This window comes from Sporocytophaga myxococcoides, from assembly GCF_000775915.1.
Lineage (GTDB): Bacteria > Bacteroidota > Bacteroidia > Cytophagales > Cytophagaceae > Sporocytophaga > Sporocytophaga myxococcoides_A.
The window spans coordinates 109,176-121,837 of sequence record NZ_BBLT01000008.1 but is presented as its reverse complement, the minus strand read 5'-3'; the positions used below and the strand labels follow the sequence as shown (position 1 = coordinate 121,837).

Annotated in this window: 13 protein-coding genes and 1 tRNA gene; 9 read left to right on the top strand and 5 right to left on the bottom strand. The window is 34.2% G+C overall.

What is annotated here, in order from left to right; translation table 11 throughout:
• Positions 1 to 55 precede the first annotated feature (55 nt).
• The 3 genes from MYP_RS17985 to MYP_RS17975 form a co-directional block, all read right to left on the bottom strand.
• A tRNA-Gln gene (locus MYP_RS17985) sits at positions 56 to 128 on the bottom strand.
• Between the two features lie 483 nt (positions 129 to 611).
• Positions 612 to 1,421 carry a hypothetical protein gene (locus tag MYP_RS17980; RefSeq protein WP_045466512.1) on the bottom strand — a complete coding sequence of 270 codons (810 nt, stop codon included), beginning with the start codon at positions 1,419 to 1,421 and terminating at the stop codon, positions 612 to 614.
• Positions 1,422 to 1,524: 103 nt separating this feature from the next.
• Positions 1,525 to 2,394, bottom strand: a complete 870-nt coding sequence (locus tag MYP_RS17975) for an SDR family oxidoreductase (protein ID WP_045466509.1) — start codon at positions 2,392 to 2,394, stop codon at positions 1,525 to 1,527.
• 190 nt (positions 2,395 to 2,584) lie between these two features.
• Here MYP_RS17975 and rffA point away from each other — a divergent pair, with 190 nt between their 5' ends.
• The 4 genes from rffA (at position 2,585) to MYP_RS17955 (ending at position 5,917) form a co-directional block, all read left to right on the top strand.
• Positions 2,585 to 3,718, top strand: a complete 1,134-nt coding sequence (gene rffA / locus MYP_RS17970) for a dTDP-4-amino-4,6-dideoxygalactose transaminase (RefSeq protein ID WP_045466506.1) — start codon at positions 2,585 to 2,587, stop codon at positions 3,716 to 3,718.
• 61 nt (positions 3,719 to 3,779) lie between these two features.
• Positions 3,780 to 4,736: an OmpA family protein gene (locus MYP_RS17965; protein ID WP_045466503.1), complete on the top strand. Its 957-nt coding sequence runs from the start codon at positions 3,780 to 3,782 to the stop codon at positions 4,734 to 4,736.
• 180 nt (positions 4,737 to 4,916) lie between these two features.
• Positions 4,917 to 5,270: a hypothetical protein gene (locus MYP_RS17960; protein ID WP_045466500.1), complete on the top strand. Its 354-nt coding sequence runs from the start codon at positions 4,917 to 4,919 to the stop codon at positions 5,268 to 5,270.
• A 119-nt stretch (positions 5,271 to 5,389) separates the two neighbouring features.
• Positions 5,390 to 5,917 carry a ferritin gene (locus tag MYP_RS17955; protein WP_045466497.1) on the top strand — a complete coding sequence of 176 codons (528 nt, stop codon included), beginning with the start codon at positions 5,390 to 5,392 and terminating at the stop codon, positions 5,915 to 5,917.
• Positions 5,918 to 5,958: 41 nt separating this feature from the next.
• On the opposite strand, the gene MYP_RS17950 is transcribed toward MYP_RS17955, so the two are convergent.
• The gene (locus MYP_RS17950) at positions 5,959 to 6,237 is read right to left on the bottom strand and encodes a hypothetical protein (RefSeq protein ID WP_081990585.1); all 279 of its coding nucleotides are present in this window, start codon (positions 6,235 to 6,237) and stop codon (positions 5,959 to 5,961) included.
• Between the two features lie 170 nt (positions 6,238 to 6,407).
• On the opposite strand from MYP_RS17950, the gene MYP_RS26625 reads away from it, so the two are divergent.
• The 5 genes from MYP_RS26625 (at position 6,408) to MYP_RS17925 (ending at position 11,395) form a co-directional block, all read left to right on the top strand.
• Positions 6,408 to 6,875: a gluconokinase gene (locus MYP_RS26625; protein ID WP_231570069.1), complete on the top strand. Its 468-nt coding sequence runs from the start codon at positions 6,408 to 6,410 to the stop codon at positions 6,873 to 6,875.
• Positions 6,872 to 8,290 carry an NADP-dependent phosphogluconate dehydrogenase gene (gene gndA, locus MYP_RS17940; protein WP_231570068.1) on the top strand — a complete coding sequence of 473 codons (1,419 nt, stop codon included), beginning with the start codon at positions 6,872 to 6,874 and terminating at the stop codon, positions 8,288 to 8,290. Before MYP_RS26625 ends, gndA begins: the two co-directional genes overlap by 4 nt.
• Before the next feature lie 149 nt (positions 8,291 to 8,439).
• Positions 8,440 to 9,870: a M48 family metallopeptidase gene (locus MYP_RS17935; protein WP_045466491.1), complete on the top strand. Its 1,431-nt coding sequence runs from the start codon at positions 8,440 to 8,442 to the stop codon at positions 9,868 to 9,870.
• Positions 9,867 to 10,595 carry a hypothetical protein gene (locus tag MYP_RS17930; RefSeq protein ID WP_045466488.1) on the top strand — a complete coding sequence of 243 codons (729 nt, stop codon included), beginning with the start codon at positions 9,867 to 9,869 and terminating at the stop codon, positions 10,593 to 10,595. The genes MYP_RS17935 and MYP_RS17930 overlap by 4 nt, the downstream gene beginning before the upstream one ends.
• On the top strand, positions 10,592 to 11,395 hold the full coding sequence (locus tag MYP_RS17925; RefSeq protein WP_045466485.1) for a hypothetical protein: 804 nt from the start codon (positions 10,592 to 10,594) through the stop codon (positions 11,393 to 11,395). The genes MYP_RS17930 and MYP_RS17925 overlap by 4 nt, the downstream gene beginning before the upstream one ends.
• 356 nt (positions 11,396 to 11,751) lie before the next feature.
• Here MYP_RS17925 and MYP_RS17920 read toward each other — a convergent pair whose 3' ends face one another.
• Positions 11,752 to 12,561 carry a DUF6252 family protein gene (locus MYP_RS17920; RefSeq protein WP_156140715.1) on the bottom strand — a complete coding sequence of 270 codons (810 nt, stop codon included), beginning with the start codon at positions 12,559 to 12,561 and terminating at the stop codon, positions 11,752 to 11,754.
• Positions 12,562 to 12,662 lie beyond the last annotated feature (101 nt).

Sequence of the window (12,662 nt, the reverse complement as noted above, 5' to 3'; positions counted from 1 at the left end):
TTTAAAAAATTAATCCCGGGTCTTTTACAAGCCGGGATTAATTTAATTTTTGGTGTTGTCCGACCAGGTCTCGAACCTGGACTCTTCTGAACCAAAATCAGACGTGTTGCCAATTACACCATCGGACAAGGCCCCCATTTGATGTTTGGGACTGCAAAGGTAGAAGATTTTCGATTCATCCCAAACATTCACAAAACTTTTTTTCATTTTTCTTCAGACTTTTTGTGAAGAAAATCCCCTTAACTCCCCTTACATTCTGATATTGAGAAAAATACTTTTTCATTCGGACTAAAAAAAAATTAAACTTTTTTCAGAAGAAATCATTAGATCTTTTTTCAAAGGTTAAAAATGCGCAAAAAAAAATTCTGCAAGTGAAAAATCGAAAGTCAAAAAGTAACTATTAAAAACGTATAAAGAAGAATACCTAAACTTTCCGGTCTGAGATTTCAACTTTAAACTTTATGCTTTTCCGCTTCTTAAGAGGGCACAAACAACTCGTTTTATTTCCCTTCTATTAAAAAGTCAAGAAGCAACTATATCATTATATAAAGATGAAAGCCCAGATTTTTCCAATCTGGGCTTTAAACATTCAATTTTAAAGTTTCCGCTTTTTAAGGAAGTAAAAGAACTTGTTTTTTCCCTGCTATAGTTATGTTTGAAATCTTATCACAATCGTTCTTACTGCCAAAATCAAAGGTCCTTGTCAATTTACCTTCAGGAGTAATGTCAACAATTCCCGTAACCGGATAGATCAAACCTTTATCAATAAATAAACAGGAAATATAATACAATAAAGGCTTTGTAATCAATGCGGTATAAGCTTCTCCATCTCTGCTGATTCCTGTGGCGGTTCCGGTTACTGAATATTCATCATCCGCCAAAATTGCTGTTGAACCAGAGCCCGCAATAAAAGTTCTTACTCTTTCAGAGTTCCATTGAGATACCTTTTGATTTTCAAATGTTATTTTACCATTTACAACCTTTATGGACCAGGCAGGAAGTGCATCGGTAATATTTGTAACAGTTTTTTCTCCTTCAATTTGATTACCGTTTACATAATAATTATCAAGAGAAAACTTTATAACTGAGCCTTTTTCATTGTATTTTCCACTATAATGAATTTTGATTTTTCCGCTTCTTACTCTGTTATTATAAGTGCAGCCCGAGCCGAAATCAATAATTAATGAATCATTGCCGACAAAAGAATAAGAAGGGCACCCATTTGATGTTTTGAGGCTATTTGCCTCAAAAGCGTCCTGTCCTATTTTGAATATATCATCAAATTCTTTTTGTGAGTAACTATAATCAGCTGCAGCTGAAACATCTTGATCTGTCACCTCATCTTCCTTTTTTCCGCAAGAGAACATTAATAAAACAGTGAAAATCACAATCAAAGAAGGCGTAAAAAATCTTTTTTTCATCTTATTGTAAAATGGTGTGAATTAATATTTATCAATAAGAATCTTTTACGCAGTGAAATACTCAAAGTTCTGTTAGGATTATATTAATCAGTATATCAACCAATTACCCTTTACTCCTCACCTTCTTTTCAATCATATCCCACATTTCAACTGGAATTTCATCAAGATAACTGAACTCTCCTGCACCTTTAATCCATTCACCTCCATCTATCGTTACTACTTCCCCATTTATAAAAGATGAAAAATCAGATACCAAAAATGCAGCAAGGTTAGCCAATTCCTGGTGTTCTCCCGTCCTTCCCAATGGAATTCTTTTTACCATATCTATTTTTTTACTGACTTCTTCAGGAAACAACCTGCTCCAAGCGCCTTCCGTTGGAAAAGGTCCCGGAGCGATGGCGTTCATACGGATACCATATTTACCCCATTCTACAGCCAATGACCTTGTCAATGTAAGCACCCCTGATTTTGCTATTGCAGAAGGAACTACATAACCAGAGCCTGTCCAGGCATAAGTAGTTACTATATTTAAAACAGTTCCTTTAATCTTTTCTTTTATCCAGTATTTTCCTAATGTAAGTGTACAATTATAAGTTCCTTTAAGCACAATATCCACAACTATATCAAAGGCTTTACTTGAAAGCCTCTCTGTAGGACTGATAAAGTTTCCAGCTGCATTATTTACGAGGATATCAATGGTTCCAAATTTTTCCTTTGAAACAGCTACCATATTCTCAACCTCCAAAATATTTCTGATATCACATGCAACAGGAAGCACCTCTCCCCCTGTTTCATTTCTCAGCTCTTCAGCAGTCTTTTCCAGGACCTCCAATTTTCTGCTGGCTATTATCACTTTAGCACCTAATTCCAGAAAATATTTACTCATGGACCTCCCAAGCCCAGTTCCTCCTCCGGTAACCAGAATTACCTTACCTTTAAGTGAACCTTCTTTTAACATTGGTTGATTATACATATCAGATTGTTTTAGAGCTTTTAAATGATTAAGATGAAAGTTTAAAAATAAAATTTTGTTATTACATTTTCGGATTTTTTACTTATCTAATTTGTTTTTGTATTTTGACACGAACTACTATTAGCTTTTATTGAAATAAATCTGTAACTGCTAATTGAAGTATACCTGAATTAGCTTTACTTGGTTATTAATGATTCCATATAATAAACCTTTCATTATTGGAAAGGAACTAGAATATATACGTCAGGCTGTAGAAAGTGGAAAAATTTCCGGTGATGGGAAGTTTAGTAAACTTTGTCAGTCATTACTTGAAAAAAGGTTTGGCTATGGAAAAGTACTTCTGACAAGCTCCTGTACGGATGCTTTAGAAATGTGTGGCATTCTTCTTAACATCTCAGAAGATGATGAAGTGATTATGCCTTCCTTTACTTTTGTATCTACTGCAAATGCCTTTATATTGAGAGGTGCTAAAATTGTATTTGCAGATATAAGACCAGATACTCTTAATATTGATGAAAGTAAGATAGAAGCTCTGATTACCCCAAAAACAAAAGCTTTAGTGATAGTGCACTATGCTGGCGTTTCGTGTAATATGGAAAAAATATCAGCAATAACAGAAAAACACTCCATTGCACTTGTGGAAGATGCTGCTCTGGCTATTGACTCTTATTACAAGGGAAAAGCCCTGGGTTCTTTTGGGCAGCTTAGTACATTGTCTTTTCATGAAACAAAAAACATTATTGCGGGAGAAGGAGGCGCTTTGATCATAAACGATCCTCAGTATTTTGAACGCGCTGAAATTATCAGAGAAAAAGGAACCAACAGAGCGAAGCTATTTCGGGGAGAAATTAACAAATATGAATGGGTCGATATAGGATCTTCATATTTACCATCTGAAATTATTGCTGCTTTTCTTTATGCCCAGCTTGAAAATATGGACACTGTTATAAAGAAGAGGATATCTCTCTGGAATCTATACTTTCAGAAACTAAAACCTCTGCAGGAGTTATCAGTAATTACATTACCTATATTATCAGAAGGCTCTACAATGAACGGACAATTGTTTTACCTTTTATGTAACAATGAAAAAGACCGTAATAATTTGCTTGATTTTTTAAATCAACAAAAGATCAAAGCTGTTTTCCATTATCTGCCGCTGCATCTAAGTCCATTCTATATAAATAAACATGATGGAAGGTCTCTTCCTGTAACCGAATCTACAAGCGGCCGTTTAATCCGCTTACCTTTATTTTATGAGATGAAAGACGATGAACAAAATTATATAATTTCAAAGATTTTTGATTTCTTTAATATAAATCATTAAGCCCTGCGCATTTTGGCCAGGATAAAAATTTTACAAAATTTTTAAAACACCAGAATACCATATGAAAAAACAAATTATCGGGATCCTCATTTCATGCACAGCATTTTCATGTGTAACAAAGAAGAAATTTGATGATCTAAATGTAAGGAAGTCTGCTCTGGAAGCCGAGAAATCGGAATGTGATGAATTATTAAAAACTGCTCAGGCCCTGAATACAAAGTACTCAATAGACCTTGATAGTCTTTCAAAAGAACGAAGGAGGCTTATAGATGATACTACTCAGACCGGAATCGTTTTAAGAAAAACTCAACGCAATTATAAAAATCTGAATGATACTTACGAACAACTATTAAGGAACCATGACAGACTGCAGACTCAAAGCTCTTCTGATATAGACAGGATGAGTAAGGATCTGTCCAGAAGAGAAAAGGATCTTTTTGAAACCGAGAAAAAAGTAAATGAGCTTCAGGCGAACCTTCAGGAAAGAGAAGCTAAGGTAAAGGAGCTTGAAAGGGTAATGGCAGAAAAAGACAAAGCTGTAACAGACCTGAAAAACAAGGTAAGTAAAGCATTGCTATCATTTAAGGAGAGTGACTTATCTGTAAATGTGAAAAATGGTAAAGTTTATGTATCACTCAGCGAGCAGCTATTATTCAAATCCGGCAGCACTGATGTAGATAAAAAAGGTGTGGAAGCTTTGAAAAAATTGGCTGATGCACTGAAGGATCAAAATGACATAAATATTTTGGTTGAAGGTCATACCGATGATGTCCCAGTATCTAAAGGTACCGGAGGCATGAAAGACAATTGGGACCTGAGCGTATTAAGAGCCACTGAAATTGCCCGTATTCTGGGTACTTCAGGAATTAATCCAAGAAGAATTGTAGCTTCAGGAAGGTCAGAATATTCCCCGGTCGCTGAAGGCAAATCTGCTGAAGCAAGGCAAAAAAACAGGAGAACTGAAATCATTTTATCTCCAAAACTTGATGAATTGTTCCAAATTCTGGAGAATAACTGATTATATTTTATTCCTAAGACATAAAAGGCTCCGGACGCACCGGGGCCTTTTTTATTTTATCGCGACTAAATGCTAAACTTTATTTTATCCCATTTTTTTTCAAAAAAAACTATTTAGAAAAACTCTAATTAATTATTTGGAACAAGTCTAATTAAATAAGTATATTTGCAAGGTAAATAAATGGAAACAACACAAACATATTTAAAAGAGATTTTTGCAACTGATCAGGGAGCTGTTTATCAATGTGATAAAGAAGGGAATTTCCTCCTTGATTTTGCAGGACAAACTTCCGCTTTTAAATTTCCATGTTTCTTTGCACTTCGTAAGCGCATCAATCAGATTGATCTTGCAAAAATGATTTCAAATCCGGATACTTCATCTGATATTGAAATTATTTGTCCATGCGGGAGCAATCGAGTATTCGTCCTTAACACCATGGAAATCATCCAATTAAAAGATTTACTTAACGGAGCTAAGGTAATGATGGAATTGAACAGCATACTTTTTGAAAGACTTTACCGCGTAGCGGTTTGATTTTTTCTTCTCAATCTTTGTTTTTATAGAAAGAATAATTTACCTTGACAACCTGGGTAAACTATATTTTATTTGCCCTGTTTTGAAATTATACCCTCTGTAAAAGTAAAGAAGAGATTATGAGAGACATAGTAAGACAAAAAACATCACTTACTGAGGAAATTGAAATCATCCTCAATGAACAAATAAAATTAGAAGCAAAAGCTTCAGCATTATATCTTGCGATGGCCTCATGGTGCGATCAGCATGGTTTTTTATACAGCTCTGAATTTTTCTACAAACAATCGGGAGAAGAGAGAGAGCACATGCTTAAAATCTTCAAATATGTGAATGATGTGGGCGGAAAAGCTTTCTCACCTGAAGTAGCTGGTATCCCTCAGGATTTTGACTCTTTAAAATCTGTATTTGTAGGAGGATTGGAACAAGAAATTGCAAATACTCAGGCATTAAACAGAGTTGTTGATCTATGCTACAAAGTTAAAGATTATACGACTGCTCATTTTATGCAATGGTTTCTTAAAGAGCAAATAGAAGAAGAGTTCATTTTCAGAAGAGCCCTTGAACTGTTTGAAGTTATAGGAGAGGAAGGCGTTGGAACTTATATGATTGACAAAAAAATTCCGGATATTAAATACACGCACGAATAATCAAAAATTATTATCAGAAAAAAATAAGGAGTGACGCAAAATCACTCCTTATTTTTTTCTTCATGAATCTCCTCTAATAATCCGGCTGCCTTTTGCACATCCATAAAAAAATGCCAGGAATTTTCAGGCTGTACACATACCACTGGACCTAACTTACATCTGTCGGTACACCCCGTCTTTATCACAGCTAAGTTTCTCAGTTTATTCTCTTTTATCAATCCTTTAAGACTTTTCTGGATCAGCTTCCCTCCCTTTTTTTTGCATTTGCTGCCAGTACATACATAAAATATTTTTTCCGGTTTCTTGGGCTCTTTACTCATACTTAAATTTACTGCGTTACGCTTTATGTATCAACAATAAATTATAAATAAAGATTTTAAACCAATTCTCATTTCCTTCTTAACCGGAGTATAATAAATATTCTACCCCACCACGAGTCCTATTATGGTATTTATTATTTTCACTAACTTTCAGAATGATTTATATAATTATGGGTGTTTCCGGATGCGGAAAAACGACGATTGGACAGTTACTTTCATCCCATTTAAACTTGCCTTTTTTTGATGGAGATAATTTTCACCCGGAGATCAACATCAAAAAAATGTCCAGCGGAATTCCGCTTACTGATGAGGATCGATTACCATGGTTAACTAGTCTCTCTGAAAACTTAACAAAATGGGAACTGACCGGTGGTGCCGTTTTAGCCTGTTCTGCTTTAAAAGAGTATTACAGACAAATATTATTATCCTCGCAAATACCTGTGACATGGGTATTTCTAGATGGTAATATGGATATAATTAAGCAACGATTAGATAGCAGAGAAGGACATTATATGCCATCCACCTTATTAAGTTCTCAATTTGGCCTGCTGGAAAGGCCGCAATATGGTATCCACGTGAATATATCCTCCACTCCAGAATTGATCGTTCAGGAAATTTTAAAGAAATTGAAAGCATGAATTCATTATCACAAATTGGAGTTATCGGACTTGGCGTTATGGGCAAAAGCCTTGCTCTTAACCTGGCAGAAAAAGGTATAACCGTATCTGTATTCAATAGACATTTGCCAGGTTCGGAAGAGAACATTGCCGTTAATTTCGTGACAGAACAAAGCACCAAAGGCACTATGTGTGGTTATGATGACCTTAAGGCCTTTGTTAATTCACTTGAAAATCCCAAAAAAATCTTACTAATGATTCAAGCAGGTTCTGCTGTTGATCAACAGTTAACTCAACTGGTACCTTTGCTTGATAAAGATGATATCATAATTGACGGAGGAAATTCATTTTATAAAGACACTAACAAAAGAACCAAACAGCTTAATGAAGCTGGCATTTACTTCATAGGGGCCGGCATTTCCGGTGGAGAAGAAGGCGCTCGCAAAGGACCTTCAATAATGCCAGGTGGAAATAAAGATGCCTATGAGAAAATCAGTCATTACCTTGAACTCATAGCAGCTAAGGACAAACAAGGAACACCTTGCATATCGTATATAGGTAATGAAGGGGCAGGCCATTTTGTCAAGATGGTTCATAATGGAATTGAATATGCAGAAATGCAGATTCTGACTGAGGTTTATTTTCTACTTCGCTATTACTCACATTATCCTCCTGAAAAAATTGCAGATCTATTTACTCAATGGCAACAGGAAGGATTGAATAGTTACCTTCTCGAAATAACAATTACTATATTAAGAAAAAAAGAAGATGGCGTATTGCTTCTGGATAAAATACTTGATAAAGCTGCACAAAAAGGAACAGGAGGCTGGTCAACTACAGCAGCCATGGATCTTGGTGTTCCTTTTTCAACAGTTTCAGAAGCTGTAATGGCAAGAGCACTTTCTTCAATTAAATCCTATAGGCAACAAGTCAGCGCAACTTATAATAACCATTCTGAAACTAACTCGATTTCGAGAGATCCACACTCTGATAAAATAAAAAATGCATATAAAGCCGCAAGAATAATAAATCACGAGACTGGATTCCATTTGTTAAAAGAGGCTTCTGCTCAATACCAATGGGATCTTAATCTTTCCGAAATTGCACGCTTATGGACCAATGGATGTATCATCCGGTCAGAATTAATGGAACAGATAGCAAATATCTTTTTGTCAGAAAATTCAATTATTCTTGCACCTTCTTTTATAAAAGAAATAAAAGATGCACAAAATGATTTTACATATATAGTATCACAAGGGCTGACTAATAATATAGCACTGCCTGTATTATCTTCTGCTCTCAATTATTATTTAGGGCTGAAAACGTTAAATTCTGGCGCTAACTTAATTCAGGCCCAAAGAGATTATTTTGGAGCACACACTTACCAAAGAATTGACAACCATGACAAATATTTTCATACCCAGTGGAATAATTAAAGAAAATAATCAATATTTGAAGAAAACATACATATCTATATTTCGTAAATAAATTTCATGCAAGAAAACCTTTGCTTTTCACTTTTCAAAAAGAATACTTTTAAGTTACTTAGATATTTGATTTATAAATAATTTAAACAATTAAAAACGTGCTATTATCCATCAAAAGACTTAAGATATTAAGTCTGGCTTTTTTATCTTATGGGGCAGCTTTAAACTCAGGTTACTCCCAAACTGAAAAAGATTTCACCCCACTGGCATATTCATCTGAATATCCAGAAAGTTTTTCTGAAAATTATCGAGAAAAAATCCAAACCCTTGTTTCAAACGAAAAAACGCTGAGTAAAAAGAGAGCGTATAAGTTTTACCTGAACTTATATCAATCTAAAGCTCAATACTTTTCATCCGGTCAGATCTATTTTGAAAACAAATTACATAAATATGTAAATTCGGTTGCGGAAAAACTTTTTGCAAAAAACCCTTCCATTTTAAGTAAAATAAAAATTTACGTTTCAAGAAATACCAGCGCCAATGCCTATGCAATGCCCGATGGCACAATATTGATACATGTAGGTTTATTGGCAAGAGTAGAAAATGAAGCGCAACTCGCAGCCATTATAGCGCATGAAACAGCACATGTGGAACTGCAGCATGCCATAAAAAATCTTTCTAAAATGGAAAGCATCAAATCTCAGGAGACAAACTTCGAGAATGACGAAAGGGACAATTTCAGAAGTTTAAAATATTCCAGGGAAGATGAATTTGAGGCAGATTCAAAAGCTATCCAGTACATGATGAATTCTGAATATGACCCTTCAGAATTGCCGAAAATTCTGGAAATAATTGAAAATGAAAATTACTTTAAAATCGACAAACTTCAGGAAAATCTAAACAAATATCTTTTTTCAGATCTGTTAACAGCCGATACATTATGGTTTAAAGAGGACAATTCAGAATCTTCAGAAAAATCCAAGAGCCTTTTTGGTGCCGAAAATGACGACCTATATAGTACACACCCTGATATGAATAAAAGGGTGTCTGCAGCAAAAGAAATCCTTAACCTAATTGAATTCAAAGGAACGGATAAAGTAATAAACCTGATGGGAAATCAGAGTAAAGAAATCAAAAACATTGCTTTATTTGAATGCATAGAAGGTATGGAGAAAGATGCTGAATACAATACAGGATTATACCTTACACTTTATGCTCTCGAGAAAAATCCAGACAATCTTTATCTGAAAACCTCAATAGTTAAAAACCTATACTGGTTAAGTTTTTACAAAGAAATTAATTGTTTAGATAAAGTAATTTCAAATTCAGGAAGAGCATGTAAAGAAAACTTTGACCTATTTAACATTTTTTTAACCAAAATACCCCACAATGAGCTTAAAAAACTAATGTTTAATTATACAAAGAAAAACCTGGAATCCTGTCAAACTAAAGATGACTTCTTCTTCTATTATGGTTTAGGATCCGAAATGTATTTAGGAAAAGATCCAAGCAAATTAATTTTTAACCAATATCTTTTAAAGTTTCCTTCCGGAAAATTCATTACCACTGCAAAGGCTAAAATTCAATGAAAAAACATATTTATATAGGAATTCTTTTACTGCTATCCCTTTCTGCATGCCAGAAAGGATTTGTAGTAATTGAGAAAAGCGAAACATTCCCTAGGGAAAAAGAAAAGTTAAGAGAAAAAGGTATCTTTTATCTTGAGCCTAATGTTACCAGTTTTTATATAAGAGAGGAAGTTGAGAACCAATTTCTCACTGCAGAAAAACAGAAAAAAAATGTAAGCAAGGAGATGTTCGCAGCAGGAAAACATGCGGGGCTGAAAGTTGTTGTCCTGGATGAACAAACTGTCAAAAACAGTTATAAAAATCATGCAGAAGAATTGCTTCAGTTAAGAAAAGCTATTAACAATGTTACATCTTTGCAGGAAAACCCTTTAAACAAAGGACGCCGGACTAAGGACAGCTATATTCAACAAAAAGTCTTTATTGGCGCTCCCAGATTTCCTGCAGACTTCGCTCATTTGTCAGGGGACTTATCGCCATATTTTGGTATTGCAGGTATTTTTGCAGTAAATGCAGATCCCAAAAATTCCAGAACAAGGGCATTTATACGTAATCATCAGTCTCTTCAATATGGGAAATACTACTACTTCTATCATATAGTAGTTAACATAGAAACTTCTGAAGTCATATACAGAGAGGTTAAACAGGTGCCATATAAATTCACTCAAAAATATCTTGGCCCTATTATTTTTGACAGCTACGCTTTATTAAAGAAAAATCTAAAATGAAAAAAATAATATACATCACCTTATTAATTCTTTTGGCCGCTCCTGCTTTTAGTCAGAATACAGGATTCGGGGGCAAAAGAGTACTGATCAAAACAGATCTTTTAAACGGAGTTCGATCTCCTCTATTCTCTGCTTCGGCGGAATTATTGATTACACGAAGATTTACCTTAACCGGCGGGTATAGAATTACATCAGGCAAGTATAATCAGATATATTTTTATGATGAATATCATTCTCAAGATTACTATTATTATAGTGATTATTCACAAAATAAACTTAAAGATAAGGCTGACATCGATTCTAGAGTCTGGTCCATTGAAGCAAGGTTATACAAAGGAGGTGTTATTCCTGCACCTAAAGGATTTTTCTATTATGGAACATACACCAATGGGAATGTAGATGTGAAAGGAAACTATTATGAAAGCTTAACCTCCAAAATTAATACTTCAAGTTCTTCTAATAAAGATAATAATTTATATTACACTTATGAAGCAAAGAATATCAAAACCTGGGGTCTTGAAGGAGGACTGGGCTACCAGAGCTTTATAAACAAATATGTCACATTGGGTTTTAAACTTGGGCTAAACTACACATCCTTTAACTACGACAACAACTGGGATCCGAAAGTATTATCAGGAGTTGCCAAAACTTATGGTCCAAACTTGCTGAGATTAGCTCCTCTGGACCTTGACGATACTGACCATCCCGTAGCAAGCCTGCTTAGATCCTCCGGAGATTCTGTTTACAAGGGTAGTGTAGGTTTAAATTTTTACTTACAGTTAGGCATTTTATTATTTTAATTTAAGTTCTTTAAAATACAAAGGAAGATAAAGATTTTATCAATCTTTATCTTCCTTTAAATACAGCCTTCCAAATCATTTTTCATTGCTATTCACTCCTCTACTTCACTTAATAATCCCTTAATATTATTAATAGCAAGAAAATTATGATTACCTCAATCCCCGCTGCAGCCTAGTTTCACTTCATTTTACCTTCTCCTGATATGATTGAACTAATATGATAAATCATGTACTGGTTTTTATTCTATTACCAATTTTATTTCCTTTACATGTAGACTAATGCAAATAAACCTATAAATAAAAAGGGAGACTGTTTATCTGACAGTCTCCCTTTTTCCCTTTAATACAATTTATATTTAATACATAACAGAAAATGTACCACTGGAAATTTTATTATATCCGGTATAATACATACTGTATTCGGTTTCAAAATAAAACGTTCCGGAAATCATTCTTTTAGTTTTGTCATGTGTCGATATATTTACTGAACCATAATTAGAATAAACGTTATATTTCACTCCATTCTTACGGATATAATAAGCGGTGTTATTGTAGCTACTTGAAGCCCCTAAAATATTATAACCTGGACTTATAGTTTTAAGTACCTTTAACTCTATACCTGAATTATCAGATTTGCTTGCTTTTATATTGATAAAACTAGCATCAGCAGTTACCACTATACTTGTTGGAGACCAGCTTACGCCAGTTCCAGACCCTTCGGCCACAGTTGCAGTTAAAGTATTAGTAAATACAGAAACAGTGTATGGTAATTTATTGAACGAGCCATAAACATCTTCATAATAACTTCCATCGTTTGCTCTAAACGAATATGTACCTGATATAGTCTTATTAACCTGATCAACTTCAGTAATTGTTATTTTCCCTGAACTATTGTATTGATTGGTGGTGTATACATAACCACCAATTACATATTCTGCTAAACTTGAATAAGATGAACCAAGTGTATATCCACCTTTGGTTTGAGCATTTGTTTTTAGTGTTATATATATATTATTTTTTGTGGTTGTATTCGTAATAGTTATTCCACCATTTTCAAATACTGCTTTTCCTGAAAATTCAACAGAAATATCGTTTTCCTTATTTTCAATTCTAATTTTCCCATCGGCTGCAATAGGCACTCCATTGGAAATAATTTTAACTGGCATAGGATTTTCTTTCTTGGCACAGCTAATGAATACTAATAAAAAAAAGAAACTATAAACTAAAAATGAAATAACCTTATGTGACATATAACTTTTATTAATTG

Excerpts from the sequence above, each read along its gene's own strand:
- MYP_RS17980 (WP_045466512.1), bottom strand. The coding sequence starts at position 1,421 with ATGAAAAAAAGATTTTTTACGCCTTCTTTGATTGTGATTTTCACTGTT.
- MYP_RS17975 (WP_045466509.1), bottom strand. The coding sequence starts at position 2,394 with ATGTATAATCAACCAATGTTAAAAGAAGGTTCACTTAAAGGTAAGGTA.
- rffA (WP_045466506.1), top strand. The coding sequence starts at position 2,585 with ATGATTCCATATAATAAACCTTTCATTATTGGAAAGGAACTAGAATAT.
- MYP_RS17965 (WP_045466503.1), top strand. The coding sequence starts at position 3,780 with ATGAAAAAACAAATTATCGGGATCCTCATTTCATGCACAGCATTTTCA.
- MYP_RS17960 (WP_045466500.1), top strand. The coding sequence starts at position 4,917 with ATGGAAACAACACAAACATATTTAAAAGAGATTTTTGCAACTGATCAG.
- MYP_RS17955 (WP_045466497.1), top strand. The coding sequence starts at position 5,390 with ATGAGAGACATAGTAAGACAAAAAACATCACTTACTGAGGAAATTGAA.
- MYP_RS17950 (WP_081990585.1), bottom strand. The coding sequence starts at position 6,237 with ATGAGTAAAGAGCCCAAGAAACCGGAAAAAATATTTTATGTATGTACT.
- MYP_RS26625 (WP_231570069.1), top strand. The coding sequence starts at position 6,408 with ATGGGTGTTTCCGGATGCGGAAAAACGACGATTGGACAGTTACTTTCA.
- gndA (WP_231570068.1), top strand. The coding sequence starts at position 6,872 with ATGAATTCATTATCACAAATTGGAGTTATCGGACTTGGCGTTATGGGC.
- MYP_RS17930 (WP_045466488.1), top strand. The coding sequence starts at position 9,867 with ATGAAAAAACATATTTATATAGGAATTCTTTTACTGCTATCCCTTTCT.
- MYP_RS17925 (WP_045466485.1), top strand. The coding sequence starts at position 10,592 with ATGAAAAAAATAATATACATCACCTTATTAATTCTTTTGGCCGCTCCT.
- MYP_RS17920 (WP_156140715.1), bottom strand. The coding sequence starts at position 12,561 with ATGCCAGTTAAAATTATTTCCAATGGAGTGCCTATTGCAGCCGATGGG.